This is a genomic window from Alteromonas profundi (genome assembly GCF_010500865.1).
In the GTDB taxonomy this organism is placed as follows: Bacteria; Pseudomonadota; Gammaproteobacteria; order Enterobacterales; family Alteromonadaceae; genus Alteromonas; species Alteromonas profundi.
In genome coordinates this window covers 43,039-69,602 of sequence record NZ_JAAAWN010000006.1, presented here as the reverse complement: position 1 = coordinate 69,602, position 26,564 = coordinate 43,039, and the positions used below count along the sequence as shown (strand labels likewise).

At 45.8% G+C, this 26,564-nt stretch carries 26 protein-coding genes; 16 read left to right on the top strand and 10 right to left on the bottom strand.

The genetic code is table 11. From position 1 onward, the window contains the following. The first annotated feature begins 132 nt into the window (after positions 1-132). Complete coding sequence (locus GTH32_RS06290; protein ID WP_163084397.1) at positions 133-2,247, top strand: TonB-dependent receptor; 2,115 nt, start codon at positions 133-135, stop codon at positions 2,245-2,247. Positions 2,248-2,384: 137 nt separating this feature from the next. Here the strand turns inward: GTH32_RS06290 and GTH32_RS06285 are convergent, their stop codons facing one another. Continuing rightward, a complete protein-coding gene (locus GTH32_RS06285) occupies positions 2,385-2,843 on the bottom strand; it encodes a host attachment protein (RefSeq protein WP_163084396.1) in 459 nt (152 codons plus the stop codon). A 180-nt stretch (positions 2,844-3,023) separates the two neighbouring features. On the opposite strand from GTH32_RS06285, the gene lexA reads away from it, so the two are divergent. The 5 genes from lexA to GTH32_RS06260 all read left to right on the top strand — a co-directional run bounded on the left by lexA (position 3,024) and on the right by GTH32_RS06260 (position 8,530). Beyond that, entirely contained in the window at positions 3,024-3,650 is a 627-nt protein-coding gene (gene lexA / locus GTH32_RS06280) for a transcriptional repressor LexA (RefSeq protein ID WP_163084395.1), read from the top strand. Positions 3,651-4,232: 582 nt separating this feature from the next. After that, the gene (gene coxB / locus GTH32_RS06275) at positions 4,233-5,396 is read left to right on the top strand and encodes a cytochrome c oxidase subunit II (protein ID WP_343033393.1); all 1,164 of its coding nucleotides are present in this window, start codon (positions 4,233-4,235) and stop codon (positions 5,394-5,396) included. Positions 5,397-5,405: 9 nt separating this feature from the next. Further along, positions 5,406-7,016, top strand: a complete 1,611-nt coding sequence (gene ctaD, locus GTH32_RS06270) for a cytochrome c oxidase subunit I (RefSeq protein WP_163084394.1) — start codon at positions 5,406-5,408, stop codon at positions 7,014-7,016. Positions 7,017-7,037: 21 nt separating this feature from the next. Next, entirely contained in the window at positions 7,038-7,625 is a 588-nt protein-coding gene (locus GTH32_RS06265; RefSeq protein ID WP_163084393.1) for a cytochrome c oxidase assembly protein, read from the top strand. A 26-nt stretch (positions 7,626-7,651) separates the two neighbouring features. Next, entirely contained in the window at positions 7,652-8,530 is an 879-nt protein-coding gene (locus GTH32_RS06260) for a cytochrome c oxidase subunit 3 (protein WP_163084392.1), read from the top strand. A gap of 17 nt (positions 8,531-8,547) precedes the next feature. Here GTH32_RS06260 and GTH32_RS06255 read toward each other — a convergent pair whose 3' ends face one another. Beyond that, positions 8,548-8,757 carry a DUF2909 domain-containing protein gene (locus GTH32_RS06255; protein WP_163084391.1) on the bottom strand — a complete coding sequence of 70 codons (210 nt, stop codon included), beginning with the start codon at positions 8,755-8,757 and terminating at the stop codon, positions 8,548-8,550. Between the two features lie 34 nt (positions 8,758-8,791). Here GTH32_RS06255 and GTH32_RS06250 point away from each other — a divergent pair, with 34 nt between their 5' ends. Genes GTH32_RS06250 through GTH32_RS06225 form a run of 6 tightly spaced genes read left to right on the top strand, consistent with a single transcriptional unit; the run spans position 8,792 to position 13,236 of the window. After that, positions 8,792-9,496, top strand: coding sequence for an SURF1 family protein (locus GTH32_RS06250; protein WP_163084390.1), 705 nt, complete (start codon positions 8,792-8,794; stop codon positions 9,494-9,496). Beyond that, positions 9,493-10,053 carry a hypothetical protein gene (locus GTH32_RS06245; protein WP_163084389.1) on the top strand — a complete coding sequence of 187 codons (561 nt, stop codon included), beginning with the start codon at positions 9,493-9,495 and terminating at the stop codon, positions 10,051-10,053. The genes GTH32_RS06250 and GTH32_RS06245 overlap by 4 nt, the downstream gene beginning before the upstream one ends. Positions 10,054-10,062: 9 nt before the next feature. Further along, on the top strand, positions 10,063-11,094 hold the full coding sequence (locus GTH32_RS06240; protein ID WP_163084388.1) for a COX15/CtaA family protein: 1,032 nt from the start codon (positions 10,063-10,065) through the stop codon (positions 11,092-11,094). Next, on the top strand, positions 11,087-12,001 hold the full coding sequence (gene cyoE / locus GTH32_RS06235) for a heme o synthase (protein WP_163084387.1): 915 nt from the start codon (positions 11,087-11,089) through the stop codon (positions 11,999-12,001). The genes GTH32_RS06240 and cyoE overlap by 8 nt, the downstream gene beginning before the upstream one ends. Continuing rightward, the gene (locus GTH32_RS06230) at positions 11,998-12,645 is read left to right on the top strand and encodes an SCO family protein (protein WP_163084386.1); all 648 of its coding nucleotides are present in this window, start codon (positions 11,998-12,000) and stop codon (positions 12,643-12,645) included. The genes cyoE and GTH32_RS06230 overlap by 4 nt, the downstream gene beginning before the upstream one ends. A gap of 3 nt (positions 12,646-12,648) precedes the next feature. Then, positions 12,649-13,236, top strand: coding sequence for a GNAT family N-acetyltransferase (locus tag GTH32_RS06225; RefSeq protein WP_163084385.1), 588 nt, complete (start codon positions 12,649-12,651; stop codon positions 13,234-13,236). A 6-nt stretch (positions 13,237-13,242) separates the two neighbouring features. Here GTH32_RS06225 and GTH32_RS06220 read toward each other — a convergent pair whose 3' ends face one another. Next, positions 13,243-14,361: a polysaccharide deacetylase family protein gene (locus GTH32_RS06220; protein WP_163084384.1), complete on the bottom strand. Its 1,119-nt coding sequence runs from the start codon at positions 14,359-14,361 to the stop codon at positions 13,243-13,245. 86 nt (positions 14,362-14,447) lie between these two features. Between GTH32_RS06220 and GTH32_RS06215 the strand changes: the two genes are divergently transcribed. After that, a complete protein-coding gene (locus GTH32_RS06215; protein ID WP_246223166.1) occupies positions 14,448-15,788 on the top strand; it encodes an MATE family efflux transporter in 1,341 nt (446 codons plus the stop codon). 84 nt (positions 15,789-15,872) lie between these two features. Here the strand turns inward: GTH32_RS06215 and GTH32_RS06210 are convergent, their stop codons facing one another. From GTH32_RS06210 to nfuA, 4 genes are read right to left on the bottom strand one after another with little or no spacing between them, the layout of a single operon-like run. After that, positions 15,873-16,256, bottom strand: a complete 384-nt coding sequence (locus GTH32_RS06210; RefSeq protein WP_163084383.1) for a VOC family protein — start codon at positions 16,254-16,256, stop codon at positions 15,873-15,875. Positions 16,257-16,277: 21 nt separating this feature from the next. Next, on the bottom strand, positions 16,278-16,973 hold the full coding sequence (locus GTH32_RS06205) for an aspartate/glutamate racemase family protein (RefSeq protein WP_163084382.1): 696 nt from the start codon (positions 16,971-16,973) through the stop codon (positions 16,278-16,280). Positions 16,974-17,023: 50 nt separating this feature from the next. After that, the gene (locus tag GTH32_RS06200; RefSeq protein ID WP_163084381.1) at positions 17,024-17,248 is read right to left on the bottom strand and encodes a hypothetical protein; all 225 of its coding nucleotides are present in this window, start codon (positions 17,246-17,248) and stop codon (positions 17,024-17,026) included. A gap of 15 nt (positions 17,249-17,263) precedes the next feature. After that, positions 17,264-17,842: a Fe-S biogenesis protein NfuA gene (gene nfuA / locus GTH32_RS06195; protein ID WP_163084380.1), complete on the bottom strand. Its 579-nt coding sequence runs from the start codon at positions 17,840-17,842 to the stop codon at positions 17,264-17,266. A 114-nt stretch (positions 17,843-17,956) separates the two neighbouring features. Between nfuA and GTH32_RS06190 the strand changes: the two genes are divergently transcribed. Then, complete coding sequence (locus GTH32_RS06190) at positions 17,957-20,593, top strand: M14 family metallopeptidase (RefSeq protein ID WP_203565391.1); 2,637 nt, start codon at positions 17,957-17,959, stop codon at positions 20,591-20,593. Here the strand turns inward: GTH32_RS06190 and GTH32_RS06185 are convergent. Continuing rightward, the gene (locus GTH32_RS06185; RefSeq protein WP_163084379.1) at positions 20,590-21,282 is read right to left on the bottom strand and encodes a ComF family protein; all 693 of its coding nucleotides are present in this window, start codon (positions 21,280-21,282) and stop codon (positions 20,590-20,592) included. The genes GTH32_RS06190 and GTH32_RS06185 overlap by 4 nt on opposite strands. Positions 21,283-21,383: 101 nt before the next feature. Between GTH32_RS06185 and bioH the strand changes: the two genes are divergently transcribed. Together bioH and GTH32_RS06175 are read left to right on the top strand one after the other, a co-directional pair. Continuing rightward, complete coding sequence (bioH, locus tag GTH32_RS06180) at positions 21,384-22,193, top strand: pimeloyl-ACP methyl ester esterase BioH (RefSeq protein WP_163084378.1); 810 nt, start codon at positions 21,384-21,386, stop codon at positions 22,191-22,193. Positions 22,194-22,423: 230 nt separating this feature from the next. Beyond that, on the top strand, positions 22,424-23,452 hold the full coding sequence (locus GTH32_RS06175; protein WP_163084377.1) for a putative metalloprotease CJM1_0395 family protein: 1,029 nt from the start codon (positions 22,424-22,426) through the stop codon (positions 23,450-23,452). Between the two features lie 95 nt (positions 23,453-23,547). Here the strand turns inward: GTH32_RS06175 and GTH32_RS06170 are convergent, their stop codons facing one another. Next, the gene (locus GTH32_RS06170) at positions 23,548-25,890 is read right to left on the bottom strand and encodes a Tex family protein (RefSeq protein ID WP_163084376.1); all 2,343 of its coding nucleotides are present in this window, start codon (positions 25,888-25,890) and stop codon (positions 23,548-23,550) included. Between the two features lie 156 nt (positions 25,891-26,046). Continuing rightward, a complete protein-coding gene (greB, locus tag GTH32_RS06165) occupies positions 26,047-26,532 on the bottom strand; it encodes a transcription elongation factor GreB (RefSeq protein WP_163084375.1) in 486 nt (161 codons plus the stop codon). Between the last annotated feature and the right edge of the window lie 32 nt (positions 26,533-26,564).

The window sequence follows — 26,564 nt, the reverse complement described above, 5'->3', positions numbered from 1 at the left end:
TTAACACTTATTAATCAAAATAAGTTAAAAGTGCTTTTAATTGCTATTAACAACAATTATCATTCGCGTCATCAATAAAGGCTTAGACATATCTATGGTGTTCCTATAGCCGTAAATACCAAGGAGACGCATTTGAAATTTGTTACGACCACCCTATCAGCTGCTGTGTTATTCACACTTTACGGCGGCAATGCTTATGCAAACCAGCCTGATGAAACGTTGGAAGAAAGTGTAGAGCGGATAACGGTTCGCGGTGCATTTTTTGGGCAACAAGTGGCAACTGCTGTGAAAACACCAACTTTATTGGTGAATGTTCCCCAGTCTGTTTCTGTCGTTAGCGCCGAACAAATTTCAGAGCAGGCGCTTTTCAGTATTGCTGATGTAATGCAATACACGCCTGGCGTAAGCATCGGCTTAGGAGAAGATCATAGAGACCAGATTACCATACGGGGGCAAAACACCACCGCAGACTTCTTTGTAGATGGTTTACGCGATGACGTTCAATACTTCAGACCCTTGTATAACCTAGAGCGTGTGGAAATTTTACGGGGCGCCAATGCGTTATTGTTTGGTCGCGGTGGCGGCGGTGGTGTGGTTAACCGTGTGACCAAAGTTGCTGACTTAACCAACGACTTTACTCGCATGGGAGCCGGCATTGATACCTTCGCGGCAACCTCGGTGAGCGTTGATACTAACCGCGTGATAGACGGGAATAACGCGTTCCGTTTCAATGGCGTGTTCGACACCATAGATAACCACCGTGATTTTAAAGACGGCGAACGCTACGCGCTAAACCCTACCTATACATGGGCCGTAAATGATGACACTACAGTGATGGCATCTTACGAATACGTAAATGATGATCGGGTAGTAGATAGAGGTGTACCTTCGTTAAACGGTCAACCGTTACAGGATGCTGAAGATACCTACTTTGGCGATCCTGACTTTAATAACACAACCCTTGAAGCACATATTGCACGCCTTCGTGTCGATCACAGTATATCGCAACATTGGAACCTTAACGGAACGGTTCAATTTGCTGACTACGATAAACTGTATCAGAATCTTTATCCGGTAAACTTTGATGATCAAGCGGGAACGGTAACCCTAGATGGCTATCAAGATGCGACGGCCCGAGAAAACGCCTTAGTGCAGCTTAACCTCATTGGTCAAGTTACAATGGGGGGCGTTGAACATACACTACTTACGGGGATCGAGTACGGTAACCAAGACACAACAAATGCCCGTCGTGATGCTTTCTTTGCCGATTCGCAAGATGATCAAGTTACCTTCAGCTTTTCCGATCCGCTTGTTATTCCATCAATGACGTTAACCGATGCGGTACGTGATAGAGCGTCAGATGTCTCCTTCACTTCAGTTTTTTTCCAAGACGAAATTAAACTAAATGAACACTGGATTGTGGTTGCAGGTGCCCGTTACGATAACTTTGACATTGATGTTGTCGATACTATTGAAGTGAATAACGGAGCTGACGATGGCAACAATGGCTTGCTAGCGAGCTCTGACGCTCAAGTTTCCCCTCGCGCAGGTTTAATCTACAAGCCGTCTGAGTCAATGTCGTTTTACGCAAGCTACAGTCAATCCTTCTTACCCCGCTCAGGCGATCAATTTTTAACGCTGTCATTAAGCGCACAGGCGTTGGATGCTGAAGAATTTGAAAACAAAGAAGTGGGTGTTAAGTGGAATCTTAGCGATAACTTAAGTTTTACTGCAGCGGCGTTTGAGGTAGAGCGCGAAAACGGTACAGCCCAAGACCCTAATAACCCTGAAGCTTCAATATTAACAGGCACAAAAACCACAGGTTTTGAACTTCAGTTAGTAGGTGCGCTGAGTGAAAAATGGCGCATCAATGCTGGCTACAGTAACCTTGATGGCGAAGAAATGGGACGCGTTGTTGACGGCGAATTAGCTAATCGTGACTTAGCTCAACTACCCGAGCACATGCTAACAATCTGGAATCAATACCAGATAAACGACACTTGGCGTGTAGCGCTTGGGCTTGTGTATCAATCACAGCAGTATGCATCGCTTAGCAACGATGTATCCTTGCCAAACTTCACCCGTATAGACACTGCGGTATACTATAACTATAGCGAGAACCTAAAGTTACAGCTTAATATTGAAAATTTGTTTGATGAAGGCTATTTCCCGTCGGCGCATAATGACAACAATATTGCCACTGGCGCGCCGATAAACGCCCGCTTTAGCCTGCAATATCAGTTTTAACCGCTATTTCCATCGAAAAATGGCCAGTAGTAACTGGCCATTTTTAAGCTTAGATTGTAAAGCCAACACCAAACACCCGTTTAGGCACCTATAGCTTTGGCTATGTACTTCACTTAACAGTGATTGTTGGGATACGCTTAGCTGTTTGCGCTTTTAGGCGCGTCTTTTAGGTAGTCTACCCATTGTTGTTGATCTTCATTAACCACATCTTTATTAATTGCGTGGCGAACAAGATCTGTTAACTGTTTATTCATTTTCCCTCGCAGTCGGCCTAAAAAGCTGGGAGCGGCAATAATGTCGACATGATACAGTTTGTCTGTTGTTCGACGTTTATCTAGCCAGTCAGCTACGGTGCCAGCAAATCGGTCAGCTTCGGTATCAGAGGCGTCTTTGCGGCTCATAGCATCAACCCCTGGTACTGAACCACTCGCGCCTGATACTGCGCCCGGTCGGTCAGTAACTAAATCACCATCAGACGCTCGACCATCATCGTTTACCAAGGTGGTCACACTTTCAAGATCATTGGCGCCATCTTTCTCAAGTAAAATTTTAGCTTCAGAACGATTAGCTACCACTAAATATGATTTTCCTAACATAGTCCCTCCTTAAGTAGGCATTCTTGGTTTATAAGGTGCCAACCTAAAAAAAGTTTCATTTCGTGTTTTATACTCGTGAGTTGTTAGCAGTTTGAATAAACATAAAAGCGGTGATACGCCCTTGTCATTTACTTGTAGGTGTATATAATCACAGGAACTGTATAGACACACAGGTCTTTTATGCGCCCACTCACTGCTCGACAAACCGAAGTTCTAGAGTTAATTAAATCGAACATGCTAGCTACGGGTATGCCCCCTACGCGTGCAGAAATAGCCAGCCATTTGGGGTTTCGCTCTGCTAATGCGGCAGAAGAGCATTTGAAAGCTCTCGCGCGAAAAGGTGTGATTGAAATTCTGCCAGGTACCTCTCGGGGCATTAAGCTAAACATACCTCTTGAAGATGAAGTATCTGAAGAAGATGGTCTGCCGCTTATTGGCCGCGTGGCTGCGGGCGAACCTATTTTGGCTCAGGAGCACATCGAGTCTCACTATAAAGTTGATCCTGCGCTGTTTCAGCCGCAAGCAGATTTTTTGCTAAGAGTCAGCGGTATGAGTATGAAAGATATTGGTATTTTAGACGGCGATTTATTAGCTGTTCATAAGACCACCGACGTTCATAACGGCCAGGTAGTTGTAGCCCGAGTAGATGAAGATGTTACCGTCAAGCGCCTAGAAAAGCGCGGAAGAGAGGTGCTACTGCATGCGGAAAACGAAGAGTTTTCTCCCATAAAGGTAGATTTAGCCTCTGAACCCTTTTCTATTGAGGGTATTGCGGTTGGCGTTATTAGAAACGGCGATTGGATGTAAATTCGCGAGCTTTAAAGAAAAAACGGCCTATAGGCCGTTTTTTTGTGTCTTTAATAAGGGATAATGACGTCAATGTTGCCTACAGAACGCAAAATAGACTTACTGAATACTGCATAGCCCGATAGTCACTAGGGCGCTTTAAACTTCTATGGCTGTTTTCTGCGGAACGTTTTTTACCATTCATCTTGCTGTTTGAAAATTAGTCAATTCATCTTGTTACTCACTGAATTAACGAATTAACTTCCACTGCAATAATTTTGCGCAATGTTCAAAATATGTGTTTGAAACACACATACAAAAGTGCCGTATGGCGGCCCATTCAGCCTATTCCTCCAGTACTTTATAACCAAACGAATGGTTTAAATACATTCTATTTACAGGTTTTTTATAAGAAAAGACTAGACGTAGCCATTTTATTGCGCAATTCTTAGACAAGTTATAACAAAATAATAACAATGACTCTAACTTGTGTTTACATGAATGTGTAAGAAAGTGTTGTAAGAGTCTGTAACAGGAAACCACTAGGTAGCGACTACGCGCATTCTTATAGCGCGAAGGGGTCTGCCATTACGGAGGTGCTGAGTGAAACGACTAACAACACAGGTCGCAAAGTGGGCGTGGCATTTACCCTTTATGCTATTTTCTTCTTTGCTTTTTGCTGACACAACAGCAGGAGAAGCTTCTTCTCTTAACCTACGCCAAGGCGCCACAGACATCAGTGGGCAGGTTTATGACCTACATATGCTGATGTTTTTTATCTGCGTAGCAATTGCGGTGCTGGTTTTTGGTGTGATGTTTACATCTATGTATTTACATCGCAAATCACGAGGGGCAAAACCGGCTAACTTCCATGAAAACGTAAAAGTGGAAATTGCGTGGACCATTGTACCCTTCCTTATCCTTATATTTATGGCTGTACCTGCTGCAAGAACTTTAATTGCTATGGAAGACACCAGCGAAGCGGATTTAACCGTTGTCGTAACGGGGTCGCAATGGAAGTGGCATTATAAGTACATGGACAGAGACGTCGAGTATTACTCATTGCTAGCGACTCAGCGCGAGCAAATAGAAAACATTTTCGACAAAGGTGACAACTACCTTTTAGAAGTTGACCGGCCGCTGGTTATCCCTACAGGCAAGAAAGTGCGCTTTTTAATTACCTCTGACGATGTTATCCATTCATGGTGGGTGCCCGATTTTGCGGTGAAAAAAGATGCTAACCCAGGGTTTATTAATGAGTCATGGACTAAAGTGAATGAGCCCGGTATCTACCGGGGCCAATGCGCAGAGCTTTGTGGTAAAGACCATGGTTATATGCCAGTAGTGGTTATAGCAAAAGAGCCCGCCGAATTTGACGCGTGGATGAATGCGCAAGAAGCCATTGCCAAAGAGGCAAGAGAAGAAGAACAGCGTCTGTTGTCAATGAATATGTCTATGGATGAATTGATGAGAGAAGGGGAACGGGTATACAACGCTACCTGTGCAGCGTGTCATATGCCTAATGGCGAAGGTTTGCCGGGCGTTTTCCCTGCTCTTAAAGGCAGTCAAATGGCCCTTGAAGATATGCCAGGGCACATTGACATAGTACTGCATGGAAAAGCAGGAACAGCCATGCAGGCCTTTGGCAAGATGCTAAGCCTGAAAGATATTGCGGCGGTTATTACCTACGAACGTAATGCGTGGGGGAATAACACGGGTGATATGGTTCAAGCGAAAGACGTTTATGCTGTCGCCAATGGTAACTAGGAGCGCATTATGAGTAAAGCAACAGAAATAATGACGCCAGATGCAGTGGCGCCACAAGATCACGAACATCACGACCATATACCTAAGGGCATTACCCGATGGCTATTTACCACCAACCATAAAGACATAGGCACGCTTTACCTATGGTTTGCGTTCATTATGTTTTTAGTGGGCGGCGCCATGGCAATGGTAATAAGGGCTGAGTTGTTCCAGCCAGGTTTACAAATAGTGGAGCCTAACTTTTTTAACCAAATGACCACAGTTCACGGCCTTATCATGGTTTTTGGTGCCGTTATGCCGGCCTTTACTGGGTTGGCAAACTGGCTTATTCCTATGATGATAGGGGCGCCTGATATGGCGTTGCCGCGCATGAATAACTGGAGCTTTTGGATCTTGCCGGGCGCCTTTTTAATTCTATTGAGCTCGTTGTTTATGGAAGGTGGCGGCCCCGCGTTTGGATGGACCTTTTATGCGCCGTTGTCCACCACCTATAGTGGCGATTCAACCGGATTATTCGTATTTTCCGTCCATATCATGGGTATCTCATCCATTATGGGGGCAATTAATGTCATTGTGACCATATTCAACATGCGTGCCCCGGGTATGACATGGATGAAAATGCCCTTGTTCGTATGGACATGGCTAATTACTGCGTTTTTATTAATTGCGGTAATGCCGGTGTTAGCCGGTGCGGTTACCATGGTATTAACCGATAAATTCTTCGGCACGAGCTTTTTTGATGCCGCAGGCGGTGGCGACCCTGTTATGTTCCAGCATATATTCTGGTTCTTTGGTCACCCCGAAGTGTATATTATGATTTTGCCCGCCTTTGGTATTATCTCGCAAATAGTACCTACCTTTTCCCGCAAACGACTGTTCGGCTATGCATCTATGGTTTATGCCACAGGGGCAATAGCCTTGCTATCTTTTGTGGTGTGGGCCCACCATATGTTTACTACCGGTATGCCGGTGTACATGGAGATGTTTTTCATGTTTGCCACCATGCTCATTTCGGTGCCCACTGGCGTTAAAGTGTTTAACTGGGTGGCAACGATGTGGCGCGGTTCCTTGTCTTTTGAAATGCCCATGATGTTTGCTATTGCCTTTATTGTGCTATTTACCATTGGTGGGCTATCTGGGCTTATGTTGGCCATTACCCCGGTGGATTTCCAATACCATGATACCTACTTCGTCGTGGCTCACTTCCATTATGTATTAGTGACTGGCGCTATATTTTCCATTATGGCCGCGGTGTATTACTGGTTACCTAAATGGACCGGCAAAATGTACGACACTACATTAGCAAAGTGGCATTTCTGGTGTTCTCTGGTATCAGTGAACTTACTCTTCTTCCCTATGCATTTTGTAGGTTTAGCGGGTATGCCTCGTCGTATACCCGATTATGCCCTGCAATTTGCCGATTTTAATAAATGGATAAGTGTAGGGGGCTTTGCATTCGGTTTATCGCAATTAATCTTCCTTGCGTTAGTCATTAAGGCTTGCAAGAAACTCGGTGATCCTGTGTCGAGCCAGGTATGGGAAGGCGCTGAGGGGTTGGAATGGGAAATTCCCTCACCCGCTCCTTACCATACGTTTGAGACACCACCGGTCGTTAAGTAAAGCGCGAAGGAGGCGAGCCCGATGTCACACAGCAAGGCGAATAATAAAATGGTGGTCAAGCTGCTGGTTATTGTTGTCGGCATGTTTGGTTTCGGGTTTGCGTTAGTGCCGCTATACGATGTGTTCTGCGATGTAACAGGAATTAATGGAAAAACCGAAAATAGCGCAGCAAGTTATGAGTATATCGAAATAGACGAAAGCCGCGAGATAACCGTTGAGTTTATTACGCGTACCAATACGGGTATGCCGTGGGAATTTAGAGCGCAGACTGCACGGGTAAAGGTACACCCGGGTGAACTCACTACGGTGTCGTTTTACGTCAGAAACCCAGCATCTAGCGATATCGTGGCACAAGCGATACCGTCTGTTTCGCCAGGTACGGCGGCGCTGTATTTAAATAAGACAGAATGTTTCTGTTTTAATCAGCAGCCACTTGATGCAGGTGATGAAGCCTACATGCCAATGCAGTTCTATGTCGACCCACAACTACCCGAAGAGATTACTTATTTTACCCTGCAGTACACCTTATACGATGTCACCGCGAGAGCGTCTGACTTAACTACAAAACCGAATCCCTTTATGGTCCCTCAACCTAACCGCGATATATAACAGGTTGTAGGATAAGGAGAGAAAGTATGCAGCAAGAATATGAAAAGTATTATGTGCCCGCCCAAAGCCCTTGGCCCATTGTCGGCGCAGTGGCGTTGTTTCTTATCGCCGTTGGCGCAGGTAATTTTGTTATTGAATCTACAAAAGGCGAACCTGGCTATGGCGGCCATATTTTAGCCGCCGGAATAGTGGTATTGCTGGTCATGCTATTTGGCTGGTTCAAAAACCAAATCGATGAATCAATGTCTGGGCTTTACAGCGCACAACTTGGCCGCTCTTATAGGCAGGGCATGAGTTGGTTTATTTTTTCCGAGGTGATGTTTTTTGCGGCATTTTTCGGCGCTCTCTATTACGCCCGTTTTATCTCGGTCCCCTGGCTAGGAGGCGCATCAAATAACGAGATGACCAATGCCGTGTTATGGCCATCTTTTGAAGCTATTTGGCCCTTGGTATCTACGCCAGGTGGCATCACTACGCAAAAAATGAGTGCTGCCGGTTTACCTACAATTAATACCATTATTTTGTTGATCTCATCGATAACCTTACATTTCGCTCATGTTGGGCTAGAGCAGAACAAAAGAAAGCAGCTTACAGTAATGCTGGGCATCACAATATTGTTGGGAATTGGCTTTTTATTTTTACAAGTAGAAGAGTATGTGCATGCCTATAGAGATTTAGGACTTACCCTTCAGTCGGGTATCTATGGCAATACATTCTTTATGCTAACCGGGTTTCACGGTATGCACGTGACCCTGGGTACCATTATTTTAATGGTACTGTTTTTACGTGTCCTTAAAGGCCATTTTACGGGCGAAAATCACTTTGCATTTCAAGCCGGTAGTTGGTATTGGCACTTTGTAGATGTGGTGTGGGTAATGCTTTATCTGTTTGTTTACGTCTTGTAATTGATAAGCGCCAAGCCCTAATAAGGTCGGGGGTTTGGCGTAATTAATCCGGTGCCTACAGCCAATAAAATTAATATAACGATAATGGCTGATGTTAGCACCCTTCGACCAATATATTTGCTCATAGGGCCATCTTTAGGGTCGTTTTTCATCATGACTCGCATGGCCATAAACAGGTTTACAATCATGTAGATCACCAAAGCAAGTAGAATTATTTTTATTAGCATATAAACCTCTTTTTAGGCTGCATTGGTTTCTAATATGACGCGAGTTAACACCACCACATTATTCGCTTTAAGCGTCACCATCATTGCTGTAGTGGCAATGAGCGGGCTGGGTGTGTGGCAGTTACAGCGTATGGTCCATAAGCAGCAACGTTTATCTAGCATAACGCAAAAGCAAGGGAATGAAAGCCTACAACTATTAGAAGCGTTAGCACTAGATGAGCCTCGCGATGTTGCCATAACATTTAACGGAACACCCGATAATGGGCATGTATTGTTATTAGATAACCAAGTGCAAGGCGGCAAAGTAGGGTTTGACGTTATTGTACCGGTACGCACGAACGCGGGTTGGTTACTGGTAAATTATGGATGGCTGCCGGCCCCCGATTTAAGACGAACACTGCCTAGCGTTAATATATCGAATAACATGCAGCGTTTTAATGGTGTAGTGAGCGTGCCAAGCCGCAATCCTTTAACCACTGAGACCCTAGCGGAAGATCCTGCTTTTCCTGCACTTATACAAGAAATTTCATTTACCCATCTAACCGACATTTTAAACCATAAGCTACTGCCATACGTTATCTATCTTACCGACCAAGATGACACTTTTTTACGCGACTATCAGCCGGTGGTAATGCCGCCAGAAAAACACCTGGGGTATGCCATGGTGTGGTTTGGTTTGGCTATTGCGGCCGCGCTAATTGGATCTGTAGCAATTTTTAAAAAAGGGAATAATTCATGACCAATAACGCCTCTAAAAAAACACTCATATTGATGGTAATCGTGTTCGTGCTCCCTGTGGTTTTAGCTAAATTAGCGTTAGATCATGACTGGTTTAATCGAGGCGTTACTAACAAGGGAAACTTGCTATCACCCACCCTGAATGTTTCCTCTTTATTGGTGGGCAGTGAGGGAGCGGGTAACGAGCCTAAATGGCGGCTTATGTATGTACTTCCTTCTACGTGTGACAAAACATGTGAAAATGCATTGTTCAGCATTAATCAGGTGTGGTTAGCACTAGGTAAAGAGTCGGACAGAGCCGAGCCGTTAGTATTAGTTACGCCCACCAGCGATAAGCAAGCGCTTAGCGCGTTAGATGCTTATCCAAACGTGCGTACGCAAGAAGTAGACGGTGAAGCTACCAATATGCTTGCATCGCAAAGCGTCTATATTGTGGATACCCTCAATAATGCCATGTTGTTTTATCAGGTGGATAGTGATCGCGAGGTGGCAGTGTTAGAGAGTAGGAACATGTTGGCAGACATAAAAAAACTGCTCAAGTTATCCCGTATAGGTTAGGAGTTAGTAATGAAAAAACTGGTCGCGTTTAGTTTATTCCTAGCCATGGTGGTGATTATTCTAGGCGCGTATACGCGCCTGACTGATGCAGGTCTTGGCTGCCCTGATTGGCCGGGCTGTTATGGTAACCTAACAGTACCAACGTCAGAAGGAAAAGTGCTGGCCGCCAATGAGGCCTATCCAGACCGGCCAGTTGAAGCAGGTAAAGCGTGGAATGAAATGATCCACCGGTACTTTGCAGGCGCTTTGGGCTTGTGCATTCTTGCCATTGCCATTATTGCACTGCGCAATAGACATAAAGGTACGCCGGTAAAGCTACCCATATTGCTATTAGGGTTAGTGATATTTCAAGCGGCGCTGGGCATGTGGACGGTTACGTTGAATTTACTGCCGGTGGTGGTGATGGGGCACCTATTAGGTGGATTTAGTGTCCTTGCCTGTCTATTCTTATTATATCTAAAGTTAACGGGTGAGCGTTCGTTGCCTCGCAGTACCTTAGCGAAACCTCACTCCCGCATTTTGCCTATTGCCGCAATAGGTATTGTAGTGCTGGTGGGGCAAATTGCCCTTGGAGGGTGGACTTCTGCCAATTATGCCGCGCTAGCGTGTACCGAGATGCCGATTTGCGAAGAGGGGTGGCAGCAACGGCTTGATTTCTCTGGCGCCTACAGTGTACCTGAAGCAGAAAACTACGAGTATGGGGCGCACGATTATAATGAACGCATGACAATGCACATTATGCATAGAGCAGGCGCTGTAATTACCTGTTTATACTTAGTGTTTGTCGCAGTCTATTGTTTACGTACGCATTCGCTGACCAAGCGAGTAAAAAGGGGCGTTATGGTTATGCTTGCAGTGCTAAGTCTGCAAGTAGCTCTTGGCATTAGCAATGTGGTGTTGAGTTTACCCTTGCTGGTTGCCGTCGCACACAATGGCGTTGCTGCAGCACTATTACTTACACTCGTCTGGTTAACTTGGTCACTTTTATACGCTCAACAACGGGTATCTCACTCTACTACCCACGGAGGCCACTATGGCTAAATCTTTGTCTATTTCTTCAAGCGTTCGTCAGGGTAAAAATTCCACATGGCGTGACTACTATGAATTAACCAAACCCAATGTAGTGATGTTACTGTTACTTACTGCGCTGGTGGGCATGTGTCTGGCCACCCCTGGTTGGGTAGATGCCACTGTATTAATAAGTGGCATGTTGGGTATTGGCATGTTGTCCGCCTCGGCGGCGGTGATAAACCATGTGGTCGATCATCAAATTGATAGCGTGATGGCACGTACGTTTAACCGCCCAGTAGCAAAGGGTAAGGTAAGCATTAGCCGGGCGTTATGGTTCTCTGGCGTACTGGGCGTAGTAGGGTTTGCTATTTTATGTTTGTTTGTAAATATGCTCACGGCCTGGTTAACCTTAGCCAGTTTGGTGGGCTATGCCGTGGTGTACACAGTGTACCTAAAGCGTGCGACCCCACAGAACATTGTTATCGGAGGTCTTGCGGGCGCAGCACCTCCGCTACTTGGCTGGACAGCTGTGACAGGCGAGATTCACGCCCATGCATTGTTATTGGTGCTGATCATTTTCACCTGGACCCCCCCGCATTTTTGGGCGTTGGCTATCCATAGAGAAAAAGACTATGCCAAGGCAAAAGTGCCTATGCTGCCCGTTACCCACGGTGTGGCCTTTACAAAAACCTCGGTATTGCTCTATACCGTGCTGTTAAGCTTAGTGTGTTTACTACCTTACCTAATAGGTATGAGTGACATCATTTATCTAATAGGCTCAAGTGTGTTAAATGCCGGGTTCTTGTATTACGCGATTAAACTAAAATTTGCAGCAAAAGCGCAAACGGCTATGCAAACTTTTAAGTTTTCAATTCTCCATCTCATGCTATTGTTTGTGGTATTACTTTTAGATCACTATGTACCACTAAGTTTATGAATCAAAGAGTTGTTGTTGGTGTTGTTGCTGTTATCGCATTAATTTTAGGCGTGATTGGCGCATTATATATTGCGCCTCCTGATCTCGATAAAACCGAGGTTCGTTATTTTCAGGCCTACCCTGAGGCGCGAAATATTGCGCCTTTTGTTCTGACCAATCATCATGGAGAGACGTTTAGCGAAACCAGCTTAAAAGATCAGTGGTCGCTAATCTTCCTCGGCTATACCTTTTGCCCGGATATCTGCCCTACCACCATGGCGGAGCTCAATAGAATTTATCCGCAACTGCAACAGCTGCCTACCGAAAATCCTATTAAAGTTGTGTTTGTTTCTGTTGATCCCAAGCGCGATACCGTGCCCCGTTTAGCCGATTATGTGGGGTACTTTAATCAAAGCTTTATTGGGCTTACCGGCGAGCATAAAGACTTATTTCCTTTCGCCAGAAACTTAGGAATGATGTACGCCATTGCTGAAAGCACAGATAAACCTGATTATTTAGTCGACCATAGTGCGTCTATTGTTTTAGTCAATCCTAAAGCGCAGGCTGTGGGCCGATTCAAACCAAAGCGCGAACCCGGAAAGTTATCGGTGAGTGACGCCGAGCAAATACTGGCTGATATGCCAGCTATTATAGCCGCGCAGTAATCCATGAGTATTACAATAAGACCGGGCGAGCCCGACGACGCTACCGAAGCTGCGCCTCTTATTTTTTCTGCGGCGCAAGGAATATTAACGGCTATTTTTGGCGCAGATGATGCGACTAAGGCGCTTACTTTTTTGCAGCATGCGTGGCGTTTGAAAGGCGGTCAATACGGCTGTAGTAGCCACTGGGTTGCAGTGCAAGATGAGCGTATTGTCGGTGTTGTTACCGCGTGGCATGTTGCATTAGGGGCAGCCTTCGATCGCGCCACTTTAGACAGTATCACCAGCTTCTTTTCGCTAGACGAGGCGGTGCAAGTGCTTATGCGCAATCAGGTGCTAGCGGTAGAGTTAGCGCCACCGACCAAAACCCAATTTATGCTCGGTCATCTAGCGGTGGCTGCGCATAGCCGGCGTATGGGTGTAGGAAGCATGTTAATAGACAACATGCGAACCCAAGCTAAGAGTATGAATAAACAAAGTATTGTATTAGATGTAGAACTCACCAACACGGCGGCTATACGATTTTATCAGGCTCTGGCATTTAGCGAGGACACACTCACTAAAAAATTCGTACGCTTTATCCAGCCTCTTTAAACGCTATCAGTTTGGATATTCACCTTTTTCGTTAGCCACAAAAAAGGGTTGTGAATACCAATAATAGCGGCCTGGATGGGCAAAGGAAGGCGCTGTGCAGTTTACCCGTGAGCGCCCTACAGGCAAAGGTGTATCAAGCGTAAACGAGAGCTGCGTTTTACTCGTATGGGTGACGAGAGTCTGTGATCCGAAGAAGCAGTTGGCCTGAGCCAGATTTACATCGTTACCACTTATTTTCAGTGTCGCTGACACACCTTTTGGGTTACTGCGCATTTCTGGGTTTGTTATTGAATTATCCACAACCGGCATAGCCAGACTGTTAAGTTTAGTTTTAAGGGTGGATAGCTTAGCGTAGGGGCCCGCAGCGGGGAAACGAGGTAACGCACGAAAGTCACTATATGGCCCTATAGCACCAGAATGTTGGCCAAAACCTATGTATCCCTCTGCGTTTACCTTATTAGCCAAGGCACTATTAAACTCGCCAAACGGGTAGGCAAGATATTGGTGCGATTGTCCAATATGCGATGCAATACTGGCCTCTGCAGCAACGACATTTTCCCAAACCCGCGTCAACCAGTCGCCCCCTGCATGTTGGTTGTCCAGCATATGAATATGATCAAGCGTGTGGTTTGCAAAGGTAACACCATCATTATGCATTGCGGTAACTTGTTCCCATGTGAGTTGCTGCGCGTTACTGCCAATTTCTTGCGGATTTATAAAAACCGTATAGGGGAAACCGTATTTCGCCAAAATTGGATGGGCATTGTGAAGAATATTTGCATAACCATCATCAAAGGTAATTACCACACTATTTTCCGGCAATGGCGTTCCTTGTTGGAGTGCATCGATGGCCTTGGTTAACGGGATAACCGTATGATGATTGCTTAAATACGCCATGTGTTGCGCAAATACTTCAGGCGTTACACTGGTACTTTTAGGCGTACTATCAGACACGTGGTGATACAATAATATAACGCTATTGTGCTGGGGTATTGCCGCGGGGGTTATCGTAGACTGGGTCTTCGCATCGGCGAAAGTAGCCGCCCCTATCCACATAAAACATAGGCATATAAGTGTAAAATGAGCGAAACGGCTTAAACGCCATTGTGGGTAGGTAATTTTCATATTTTCCCCTCAATATGAATGTGCGCAGACAGCCGGTAAAATGGTAGCTATACGCATTAGTTGAATAAATAGAATAGAGAGTTTGTATGCCACTGCCAGTAAGTAGGGATCAAAAAAATTTTTGGCACGACAGTACCCGCTTGGTGGCCTTAGCTATACCCATGATTTTAGCTAATGTTACCACACCTCTTCTTGGCTTAGTTGATACCGCTGTATTGGGGCATATGCAACTTCCCGCCATGCTCGCAGGCGCCTCAGTTGGCGCCCTTATTCTTACCCAGATATATTGGCTGTGTGGCTTTCTTAGAATGTCCTCAACAGGGTTAAGTGCTCAGGCTCGAGGGGTTAAAGACACAAAAATAGCGTCAGCCAAAGTACTTTGGCAAACCATGATGGTAGCACTATTACTGGGTTTGGGGTTGTTAGTATTTCAGGCGCCTATTCTCTACGTTGGTGTTGCGCTAGCGAGCCCGACTTTAGAGGTTCAGCAACATCTTGTCGCGTATTTTGATGTTCGCGTGTTCGGAGCGCCAGCAGCTATGCTTAATCTAGCACTTATCGGTTGGCTAGTAGGGCAACAGAAAACACGTTCGGTTTTGATCATTCAGGTGGTGGGAAACTTACTCAATGCTGGATTAGATGTGCTATTTGTTTATGGGCTAGGTATGTCAGTACCTGGCGTAGCGTTGGCGAGTATTATCGCCGAATACAGCATGGCATGTATGGCACTTTGGGTTGCCTTTAAACAGGTGGTGGGAGTGAAACCCGATAGAGCGTGGTTTAACCGTGCTGCACGTAAAATTCTAATGAAGTTAAACGGCAATATGCTGCTACGAAACTTAGCCTTACAAGGGTGCCTTGCCTTTGTCACTATTCAAGGGGCTCGTTTAGGTGAAACTCCAGCGGCAATTAACGCCATTTTAATGCAGTTTTTCGTCCTTATTGCCCTTGGTTTAGATGGCATTGCCTACGCGGTGGAAGCACTGGTTGGAGAGGCGAAAGGCGCGCAAGATAACCACGAAATTAAGCGTCGTACGTACCAGGGGTTAGTGTGGTCTTCTGCTGTGGCCGTTATATACTCGTTGGCGTTTTATCTGTTTGGCGAAACTATTATCGCTTTGCTTACCGAGCATCAACACCTTGTGAGTGCGGCGCTAGGTTATTTGCCATTAATGGTTATTTTACCCCTATTGGCGCACTGGTGTTTTCTTTACGACGGCGTTTTTGTTGGTTTAACCCGGGCCGACGCTATGAGAAATAGTATGATTTTCAGTGCGTTATTAGTATTTTTCCCGTTGTGGTATGTAAATAAAGACATTGGAAATATTAGTTTGTGGTATGCCTTGTTAGGCTTTGTTTTCGCACGGGGCGCAACACTGGCGCTGATGTTTTATCGGCTAGATAAGCACGGCAGGCTGTGTAAGTAGCACGCTTTTAAGGGAGACGATTAAAATAGGCGTAGGCCCACCCCTGACGCAAATGCAGGTGAGCCTAGCGCTAGTGTAGGTGAACTACTTTTTAACAAAATGGGTAGCGCAGAGTTTGTTCCCTGCTGGATCACGAAGATACGCCAAATAAAGTTGTCGCTCCCCCGTTCCTCTAATGCCTGGTGGGTCTTCGCAAGGTATACCCCCGTTCGCTGCGCCTACCTTATGCCACTCATCTACTAGCTCAGGTGAGCTTGCGGCAATCCCTATCGTAGTGCCATTGCCATGGGTGGCCGCTTCGCCGTTAATTGGCTTAGTTAATGCAAAAACACCCCGCGAGGTGTAATAGAAAACGCGGCCGTGTTCATCGTACACCCCCGGCTCATGACCTAATACTGCTAAAGTGGCATCGTAAAAAGCCTTTGACGCTTCGAGGTCATTGGCCCCTATCATAATGTGACTAAACATAATTACCGCTCTCTCTAATGGTTATTGTTCTAGTGCGAACGCTACCGCTGCCTGTGCATGAATAGCAGCGGTATCGTATAACGGAACCTCAGTATGGGTTTGGTTTATTAACAGGCCTATTTCAGTACAGCCTAATATAATCCCTTGTGCCCCTCGCTGGTTCAAGTCATTGATGATTTCAATATACTGGGTTCGTGATTGATCACAAATCACCCCTTTGCATAATTGAGTATAAATAATATCGTGCACCAAGGGGCGCTGAGAAGGAGAGGGCGTGAGTACATCTAAACTAAATTGGTTTACCAGACGAGAGGTGTAAAAGTCATCTTCCATAGTAAAAGCGGTGCCGAGTAACCCTACGCGTTTAATGTGGTCTTTTTGAAGCGCTAACCCTGTAGCGTCGGCAATATGTAGAAGAGGGATATCAATAGCCTCGGCCACGAGGTGCGCGACTTTGTGCATAGTATTAGTGCAAATCACAATGGCTTCTGCGCCCGCCCGAACTAAGCTGTGGGCGGCTTCAATCAGTATTTGTGCACAAGCGTGCCACTGTGCGGTGTTTTGATAATGGGCAACTTGATTAAAATCGACACTGTAGAGGCAAAGCTTAGCGCTATGTAATTCACCCAGTGCTTGATTTACAAGACGGTTGATTTGTTGGTAGTAAGTTACGCTGGATTCCCAGCTCATACCGCCAATAAGACCCAATGTTTTCATATATCACCATACTTACACCGGCAAAATACCAGTATAAAGGCAAAGTGAGTTTAAAAACGAGGGGGTGTCTTTTTATTTTTAAAACTAGCGAAACGCTGGAGAAAAATGCCCAAGTAACCAAGCATGGCAATGGCAAAACCCAACAAAAGAGTACCAAGGGAGATAAAATAAATGACAGGATGTAAGCGACTAAGCAACAGTAAACAAAAAGCGCCGACAACGAACAGCCCTAAACCAAGTTTAAATCGTTGCCAGCTCTTATTTATATCTAACATTATTAACGACCAGCGTTAGTAATAAGAATGTTCGCCCGCTTCATGTTCAGTGGCATCGCGTACACCTTTTATTTCACCCGCGAAGGCTTCTAGCATTTGTTTTTCAATGCCGTCTTTAAGGGTAACATCTACCATTGAACAACCATTACAACCGCCGCCGAATTGAAGAATAGCGTAACCTTCTTCGGTTACTTCAACCAACATCACCTGACCGCCGTGACTCGCCAGTTGAGGGTTGATTTCAGCTTCAATCATATAATTAATACGTTCAACCAAAGGCGCATCGTCAGCCACTTTACGGGCTTTCGCGTTAGGCGCTTTTAGGGTTAATTGTGAACCCATTTGGTCAGTAACGTAATCAATTTCGGCTTCCTCAAGATAAGGTACGCTTTCTTCATCTACAACGGCGTCAAAACCGTTAAACTCTAAGCGAGTATCATTGTCTTCCACCGCATCTGGTGGGCAGTAAGATACGCCGCACTCTGCACTCGAGGTGCCCGGGTTTACGACGAATACGCGAATATTTGTGCCAGGCTCTTGTTTACTCAGTAATTTTACAAAGTGAGCCTGAGCATCTTCTGATATAGTGATCATCAGCAAGTCCTACATACCATTAAAATTTGAACTATGATAACAAAAAAACCTGACTAAAACAGTCAAGTATTCTTGTTTTCGATGTTTCAGCAAAACAACAAGATGGAAAACGCTATGTTAGCTACATTGATCAGCGCCGGCACGCAAACATTATTTTCTTCCTACTCAAAATGCCTGTGCGTGTGCTTATTTCTAATATCATCCCTTAGCGCTAGTGGCGCGACAGTCAACGTAGATACTGGCGGCCGCCCGGTGCATGACTATTTGCCGAAGAATATAAACTATAACCCCGATATACCCACTCCAGAATCTGTGCTAGGCATGCAAATAGGTGAATGGCACGTGCGTCATGATCAACTTGTCAGATATATGCGTGTACTAGCCGAGGCCTCAGACAGAATTAGCCTAGAGGTTACCGGTCGAACCCACGAAAATCGAGAGCTGCTATTGCTAAAGATTACCGCTTCGGATAATCAGCCTCGTTTAGCTAGCCTTCAACAAGCCCACCTAGACCGACTCGCTACAGGTAAGCAACCTCAAAGCACCGACCCGCTTATAATCTACATGGGGTATAGCATTCATGGTAATGAACCTTCCGGCGCTAATGCTTCACTTGTGATTGCTTATTACCTTGCCGCCGCGCAAGGCGAAGACATTGCTGCATTGCTAAACAATAATGTTGTGCTTCTTGACCCGTCTTTCAACCCCGACGGCCTCTCGCGTTTCGCTCAATGGGCAAATATGCACAAAGGGAAGCAATTGGTTGCCGATAGCCATCACCGCGAACACGACGAAGGGTGGCCTTCTGGTAGAACTAACCATTACTGGTTTGATTTAAACCGCGATTGGCTTCTGCTTACGCACCCAGAATCCCGCGCACGGATTAAACAATTTCATCAGTGGCGGCCTCATGTGCTTACTGACTTTCATGAAATGTCTACCGATAGTACCTATTTTTTCCAACCCGGCGTACGCTCGCGTAAAAACCCGATGACGCCCGACGGTAATGTCACTCTTACAGAAGCTATGGCGCAATATCACGCTAAGGCTCTAGATAGCAAAGGCGAACTGTATTTTACTGAAGAGGGGTTCGATGATTTTTACGTAGGTAAAGGCTCTACCTACCCCGATGTTCATGGCAGCATTGGCATCTTGTTTGAGCAGGCAAGCTCTCGGGGTCATTTGCAGGAATCGATTAACGGTGAGTTAGCGTTTGCTGACACAATAGCCAACCAAGTTTCAACGTCGTTAAGCACCTTTGAAGGCGCATTAGCCAATAAGCCTGCTATTTTAGATTATCAGTCACGTTTTATTAAAGAGACCCGTAAACAAGCGAATGACGATGACCAGGCGGGCTATTTACTGGCCATTCCTAAAGATAGCGGGCGATTTAGCGCGCTTATTGACTTATTAAACCAACACCAGGTTGTGTTTAACCTCGTCACTCGAGATATTTCTATTGATGATACGAAATATATCGCCAACAACGCGATTTATGTGCCCTTGTCTCAACCCCAATACCGGCTCGTTAAATCGTTATTTTCCACTCAAACGTCATTTGAAAATAACACCTTTTATGATGTCTCTAGTTGGAATATCGCTTTAGCTTTTAACGTGCAATATACGGGGGTTTCTCACCGCCAAGCAAACAGTATTAAAACCGCAGCAAATAACCAGTGGGACGCAGCTACCTATCACACGCCATTGGCGGATAACGCCTATGCATACGCTTTCGACTGGACTGATTACTATGCGCCAGCCCTGTTACAAGCTTTATTGGAAGCAGGGGTTAAAGCCCGCAGCTCAGAAAGCGGCTTTACCGCGCAGACAGCCAACGGTAGCCGCAAGGCATTTCCCCCGGGCAGTATTATTATTCCGGCGGGGCCCAGTCGCATGGGCCAAGCACAAAATCTTGCACACCTTGTACAGGAAAACGCGCAGCACCTTGGCATTCAAGTTCATGCTATTACCAGCGGCCTTACCCCCAGTGGAAACGATTTAGGAAGCCGCTCCATTGCGCCTATAACCCCCCCAAATGTGCTACTAGTGGGAGGAAAAGGAACCAGTGAGTATGAAGTGGGAGAAATGTGGCACTACTTTGATACCCGAGTGGGGCTACCTACCACTATTGTGGAACAACGTAATCTTCTAACTGCGTTAACCAACAAGTATAGCCACATTATATTTCCTAGTGGCCGCTTCATATTGTCCGAGAACACTAAACAGCAGCTTATCGCCTGGGTAGAACAGGGCGGCGTGTTAATTGGGCAAAAATCAGCTTTACGCTATTTTGCGCAAAATGAATGGTTGAATATAAGTGTGGTTAAACGGGGGGAAATTGATAGCCATTTTGATGAAGAGGGACTAACGTATGCAGACCGTTCAGCCCATGCAGCGCAAAAGCTAGTTGCAGGTTCGGCGTATATCGCACAAATCGATAACTCACATCCGCTATTTTATGGCTACCAGTCAGATACACTGGCAATGTTTAAAACCAGCAATATGGTGATAGATAATCACTACTCTGTTTTTAGTACACCTGCCCGCTATACCAACGCACCTTTAGCGTCAGGCTTTAGCGCAGATGCCATGGTAGATTTGATTGCACAAACCCCAGCTGTGGTTACAAAAAAACGGGGTAAAGGGGTGGTTATTGGTTTTGTAGATAATACCCAGTTCAGGGGCTATTGGTATGCCACCAACAAAATGTTAAGTAACGCAATTTATCAATCGCATTTTATTCGCTATTAATTTAATAGCGTGCTTTTTGGCGGTGGCGTAAACGCCATCGCCCATACCTCAATATAAATCTCTGGATAGCGCTTTTTAAGTAGTGCGGCTAATACGTCAGCGCTTACGCCGGTGGTAATTACATCATCCACGATGGCTACATGTAGGTGAATATCCGGCTTTTCCAACATCGAATCAAGACATATAGCGGTTAAGGAAAACGAGCGCCGGGCATTTTGTATGCGCGCTTGTTTTGACAGCCTATGCTGGGTAGATGCACCTTTGCGTTGGGCCCAACTGTTACACAAAGGAATGCCAGTCAGCGCACTCACCTTTGAAGCGAGGACTGCCGCTTGGTTATAGTGCCTGCGAGCCATACGTAGAGGGCTAATTGGTACTGGCAATAGTAACGTGGGTAAAGGGCTTTCATGTTGTTGCATTTTAGCAACAAAAAGCCGAGCTATTTCACTGGCAGAGACTAGAGAGTGGCGAAACTTCATCGCTTGTATCAAGGTAGATAGAGGGGGGGCATAAAGCCCTAGCAAGCACAGTTTATGGTACGCGCTATGGCGCACGTGTCGACTGATAGGACCAAATTCAAGCAGGTTTTCTTTATACTGTGGGCAAGTAAAAATAAAGAGGTCATGTTCACACCATTGACATACTGGCGTAGGACTTGCCTGATAGCATAGTAGACAGGAAAAATTCACCGCTCGTTTCATCGCAGTTAAGCGGGTTTTAAAAAACTGAGTTACTGCGCAGATAAACTTATCCTCACCCTTATCTCGCTATATATTAAGGATTAAATACAGTGAAAGATTTGCATACCAACATACCGCTTGTCACCCGTACTCAAGGGACAGGAAACGATCTGGTTTTCCTACATGGATGGGGCATGAATAGTGGTGCTTTTACATCGTTTATTCCCTATTTAAGTGCGCACTTTCGGATCACTACTATCGATCTGCCCGGTTTTGGTGAAAACGCGGAGCACTCCCCTCAGCCATACACTATTGCGCAATTAGCGGAAATGATTGCGCCTTATATTCCCGCTAAAAGTATTTTAGTGGGGTGGTCTTTAGGGGGGCTAGTGGCGCAAAAATTAGCGGCGAAAAAGTCTCACCTACTCGCCGGGCTCGTCACTATTGCTTCTACTCCGCGTTTCGTTGCAGGCCCTAGATGGCCCGGAATTGCAGCTGACGTACTAACCACATTTAAACGTCAATTAGAGAAAAACTTTAGTAAAACACTAGAGCGATTTTTAGCCATTCAGGCGATGGGTAGTGAAACTGCAAAGCAAGATATTAAAGCCATTCGAGAGCAAATTACCCAGTACCCCTCGCCATCAGAATTCGCGCTAAAAGAAGGTTTGCACATTTTATCATCGGAAGATTTGCGCAGTGAGATAGGCGCGATAACGTTGCCAACGTTACGTCTATATGGGCGCTTGGATAGCTTGGTGCCTACCAGTGGCATAGACGGTATTTGCGAGTTACAGCCTCAGGCCGATACTGTGGTATTGCCCCACGCCTCACACGCTCCCTTTATTTCGCACCCTCAGCAAACCGCAGATATATTATTTTCTTTTGCGGCAAATATTTATCAGCAGAAGGCGTCATAGAAGGGGCGCTTAAGGGCTTAAAGGAATTTAATAGACATCCAAATAACCTCTTAGAGCACTATTGTTTAGCGGGCATAGGCGACGAAAACCTTTTCATTGCCGATGAATTGGTTAATAATTGCTCATAAGAGGGTAGAGGGCGGTAGCGAAGCGGTATTGGCCGAGGCTTCACTCATAATCCTGTTAGCACCATTTTTGCGACATTAACGTAAGTAGAGAGCACGCGTTCGGTGAATATTGTCACACCTATTATCACAGCATTAGCCTATCCTACGGCAAACGTTAATACCGAGTCTGCTCGGCGTGATAATGTGCTCCGTGAAACCATTCCTCAAGCGGCAGGCGCTGAACAAGGCGCCTCGCAAAAAGGGTTGGGGTCTGAAACCGATAAAGCCCGCAACCCGGGTCAGCAACCTGCGCCTGTTACATATGAACGTCCTCAGTCGCAAAGCGATGTGCAAAGCGCATTTGATAATGTGTTTGGGCAAGATTTAAATAACAGTGAACAAGAAAGCGCTGGCAAACAGGATGCGCAAAACGAACAACAAGCGCAGCAACATGCCAAGCAGCAGGTCGAAGAACAAGGCCTTGAAGGAAAGATCCCCGAAGAACAAGAAGAAATAGAAGCGCTGGAAAAACGGGATGCTGAAGTTAGAACGCACGAACAGGCACACGCAGCTGCGGGAGGGCAATATGCAGGCTCACCTCAGTACCAGTATACCACTGGGCCGGACAATAGAAGCTATGTTACCGATGGCGAGGTATCTATTGATGTTTCAAAGGCGCAAACACCTGAGCAAACCGTATCTAAAATGCAGCAAGTGCGCGCCGCTGCGCTCGCGCCCGCTGAGCCTTCTTCACAAGATTTGAAGGTGGCAGCAGAAGCGGTACAGAAGGAATCTGAAGCACGCGTAGAAATAGCGCAACAAAAGTCGCAGACCACCCCCGCTGTGTCTAATGAAAGTCACGACAATGATAGTGAATCACTGCCACTAGGTAAGGTGGGTGAGACCGACACCCAACGCGTTGAGATCCCCAATCGCCGACTGGAAAGTGCATCGTTATTTTCTGTCCAGATGGAGCCACAAAGTCTTTTTGACACATCACATAGCAGCGAAAATAAATATTCAGTAGCAAGCCCTAACGGGGCTGCTAATTCAGCGGCAGATGAATACATGCAAGCGCGTATTTCCCGAATTCAGCACGTTTATGCAGCGAGTTATACACCAAGCAAAGAAGGGTTTTCTGCTAGCGCCTAGGGCTAAATTCAAGAGCTAAGTATGAAAACACAAAAGCCGGTGAGTGGGCGCCTACCCGAGGTAGGCGTTTTTCGCCGGCTTTTTACTATTTGACGTTATTTTTTGGCTTTTGCAAAGGCATCGGCGAATGCATTGCCCATGGCACTGTTTTGCGGTTGAGCCTTAGGTTTATTACTTCGTGGCGAGGCTTTGTCGTTGCGTGGACCTCGGGTGTGCTGCTTACCTTTTGGTGCAGGTGTCGAGCGCTTGCCTTCGCTGTTTGACGCAGCCGGGGTATCATCTAGGCGCATGGTAAACGAAATACGTTTGCGAGGTACGTCTACCTCAAGCACTTTTACTTTAACAATATCGCCAGCTTTTACCACTTCTCGCGGGTCAGATATAAATTTATTGGTTAGGGCCGAAATGTGTACCAGTCCGTCTTGATGGACTCCCACATCCACAAACGCCCCAAAGTTAGCAACGTTGCTAACCACACCTTCTAAAATCATGCCTGGTTTAAGATCTTGAATCGTTTCTACGCCTTCTTTAAAGGCGGCTGTTTTAAACTCAGGGCGTGGATCTCGTCCCGGTTTATCTAATTCCTTCAAAATATCTTTTACCGTAGGTAAACCAAAGGCGTCATTAGTAAAGGTTTCTGGCGACAAGGTTTTCAATAGTTCTGTATTACCAATAATATCGTTAACTGCAACGGCAGTAGTATCTACAATATTATCAACCACTGGGTAAGCTTCTGGGTGCACCGCAGAGGAATCCAGTGGGTTAGTGCCATTGAAAATACGCAAGAAGCCCGCCGCTTGTTCAAACGCTTTCGGGCCTAAACGCTCCACTTTTAACAGCGCTTTTCTATTATCGAATGCACCGTGACTGTCTCTAAAATGGACAATATTATGGGCCAAGGTTTTATTTAAGCCTGAAACGTAGCTGAGTAAGGCAGGCGAGGCGGTATTTAAATCAACCCCTACCGCATTTACACAATCTTCTATTACTCTATCGAGGGATTTACCTAATTGGCTTTGACTTACATCATGTTGATACTGACCAACACCTATCGCTTTGGGCTCAATTTTTACTAATTCAGCGAGTGGGTCTTGCAAGCGCCGCGCTATAGATACAGCGCCACGCAGCGATACATCAAGGTCGGGTAACTCTTTTGACGCTAATTCTGACGCTGAGTACACTGATGCGCCCGCTTCACTAACTACAATTTTCTGAGCGCCCAGGTCAGGGTTGTTTTTTAGCATTTCCCCTACCAATTTATCAGTTTCCCGTGAGCCAGTACCATTACCTATGCTAATAAGCTCTACTTTGTATTGCTTACACAAGGTGGTAAGCGTACGCATAGATTTGTCCCACTGATTTTGTGGTACATGGGGGAAAATAGTATTGGTAGCCACCACCTTTCCGGTTTTATCAACCACGGCCACTTTCACCCCGGTACGCAAACCAGGATCAAGCCCCATAGTGGTTTTCGCGCCAGCGGGCGCAGCCATTAAGAGGTCGTTAAGGTTTTTAGCAAATACTTCAATGGCTTCCTCTTCGGCGCGTTCTCGTAACGTGCTGAAAAGTTCGGTTTCCATGTGTAAAGCAATTTTGATTTTCCAGGTCCATTGAACCACCTGAGCTAGAAAATCATCGCCGGCGCGATTCCGCTGCATAATACCGTAGTGGCTGGCAATAATGTGCTCACAGTGCGAAGGTGCAGAAGCGTCATCTTGCTGAGGATCTGCATCAAGCTGTATATGAAGCACGCCTTCGTTACGGCCCCTAAACATGGCAAGCGCTCTATGGGAGGGGGCGTTCTTAAACTTCTCACTGTGTTCAAAGTAGTCTTTATATTTGGCGGCTTCTTGCTCTTTTCCCGGTGCCACTTTACTGCGGATATGGGCGTTCTCGGTGAGATAATGACGAATTTTGGCCAGCAGTGCAGCATCTTCAGCAAAGCGTTCCATAAGAATAAAGCGGGCGCCTTCTAAGGCTGCCTTAACGTCCTTCACCCCTTTACCTTCATCAACGTATTCGGCGGCGAGCACATTCGGGTCTAACGTGGCATCCTCAAACAAAGCGGAAGCTAAAGGTTCAAGGCCCGCTTCAATAGCAATTTGACCTTTAGTACGTCTACGCGGTTTGTAAGGTAGGTACAAGTCTTCTAAAGAGGTTTTACTGTCGGCAGAAACAATACTGTGCTTTAAGCTATCGGTAAGCTTGCCTTGCTCATCTATAGATTTAAGGATGACCCCGCGTCTTTCTTCAAGTTCTCTCAGGTAAGTAAGACGTTGCTGTAAGTTACGAAGTTGGGTGTCATCTAGCCCTTGCGTTACTTCTTTTCTATAGCGTGCAATAAAAGGCACGGTAGCGCCTTCATCAAGGAGTTTAACGGCAGCGTCTACTTGGGCTGGCTGAACCGAGAGTTCCTCGGCAATTTTACTGTTAATCATAATTCGCTCTAGGCAATGGTTTGTGCGAGGGCAAACTCAGTCGCATCGACAAACGTCGTTAATGTGAATGTATGGTGGCAAGTATAGCATTGTGAATTATATGAAATAGCGAGAAATAGCATTGAATACGCCCGCTATACGATTAAGTTCTGTGTACTATAATTTGTCAGTGGGATCGTACCAGATGCGGTTTATCCACCATTCCTTGATACCGGTTTCAGTTTTTACTACAAATTCGTCATCTTCTTCTTTTCCTACCAACGCACGCGCCATGGGGGAATCGATAGAGATATAATCTTTGCGGCCAAAAATCTCGTCATAACCCACTAAGCGAAGTTCAAGTACCTTGCCGGCTTCATTTTCAATTTCTACCCAGGCACCAAAAAATACTTTACCTTCTTGCTGTGGGTTGTAATCAACCACCTTTAAATTTTCAAGGCATTTACGTAAATAACGTACCCGGCGGTCAATCTCGCGCAGCTTTTTCTTGTTGTACTGATAGTCGGCATTTTCACTTCTATCTCCCAAACTTGCCGCCCACGTTACCTTCTTGGTAATTTCGGGTCTTTCTTCGCGCCATAAGTGATCGAGCTCACTTTGGAGGGCGAGATATCCTTTTCTTGTAATTAGTGGTGTTTTCACAAGTAATTAAGTACATTAATTAACGTTACCCT

Bases quoted from the DNA above. Each gene is read 5' to 3' on its own strand.
- GTH32_RS06215 (WP_246223166.1), top strand. From the start codon at position 14,448: ATGCCACTGCCAGTAAGTAGGGATCAAAAAAATTTTTGGCACGACAGT.
- GTH32_RS06260 (WP_163084392.1), top strand. From the start codon at position 7,652: ATGCAGCAAGAATATGAAAAGTATTATGTGCCCGCCCAAAGCCCTTGG.
- GTH32_RS06225 (WP_163084385.1), top strand. From the start codon at position 12,649: ATGAGTATTACAATAAGACCGGGCGAGCCCGACGACGCTACCGAAGCT.
- GTH32_RS06205 (WP_163084382.1), bottom strand. From the start codon at position 16,973: ATGAAAACATTGGGTCTTATTGGCGGTATGAGCTGGGAATCCAGCGTA.
- GTH32_RS06220 (WP_163084384.1), bottom strand. From the start codon at position 14,361: ATGAAAATTACCTACCCACAATGGCGTTTAAGCCGTTTCGCTCATTTT.
- ctaD (WP_163084394.1), top strand. From the start codon at position 5,406: ATGAGTAAAGCAACAGAAATAATGACGCCAGATGCAGTGGCGCCACAA.
- GTH32_RS06285 (WP_163084396.1), bottom strand. From the start codon at position 2,843: ATGTTAGGAAAATCATATTTAGTGGTAGCTAATCGTTCTGAAGCTAAA.
- GTH32_RS06200 (WP_163084381.1), bottom strand. From the start codon at position 17,248: ATGTTAGATATAAATAAGAGCTGGCAACGATTTAAACTTGGTTTAGGG.
- GTH32_RS06265 (WP_163084393.1), top strand. From the start codon at position 7,038: ATGTCACACAGCAAGGCGAATAATAAAATGGTGGTCAAGCTGCTGGTT.
- lexA (WP_163084395.1), top strand. From the start codon at position 3,024: ATGCGCCCACTCACTGCTCGACAAACCGAAGTTCTAGAGTTAATTAAA.
- nfuA (WP_163084380.1), bottom strand. From the start codon at position 17,842: ATGATCACTATATCAGAAGATGCTCAGGCTCACTTTGTAAAATTACTG.
- GTH32_RS06190 (WP_203565391.1), top strand. From the start codon at position 17,957: ATGTTAGCTACATTGATCAGCGCCGGCACGCAAACATTATTTTCTTCC.
- GTH32_RS06230 (WP_163084386.1), top strand. From the start codon at position 11,998: ATGAATCAAAGAGTTGTTGTTGGTGTTGTTGCTGTTATCGCATTAATT.
- GTH32_RS06250 (WP_163084390.1), top strand. From the start codon at position 8,792: ATGACGCGAGTTAACACCACCACATTATTCGCTTTAAGCGTCACCATC.
- cyoE (WP_163084387.1), top strand. From the start codon at position 11,087: ATGGCTAAATCTTTGTCTATTTCTTCAAGCGTTCGTCAGGGTAAAAAT.
- GTH32_RS06170 (WP_163084376.1), bottom strand. From the start codon at position 25,890: ATGATTAACAGTAAAATTGCCGAGGAACTCTCGGTTCAGCCAGCCCAA.
- GTH32_RS06245 (WP_163084389.1), top strand. From the start codon at position 9,493: ATGACCAATAACGCCTCTAAAAAAACACTCATATTGATGGTAATCGTG.
- GTH32_RS06255 (WP_163084391.1), bottom strand. From the start codon at position 8,757: ATGCTAATAAAAATAATTCTACTTGCTTTGGTGATCTACATGATTGTA.
- GTH32_RS06240 (WP_163084388.1), top strand. From the start codon at position 10,063: ATGAAAAAACTGGTCGCGTTTAGTTTATTCCTAGCCATGGTGGTGATT.
- GTH32_RS06210 (WP_163084383.1), bottom strand. From the start codon at position 16,256: ATGTTTAGTCACATTATGATAGGGGCCAATGACCTCGAAGCGTCAAAG.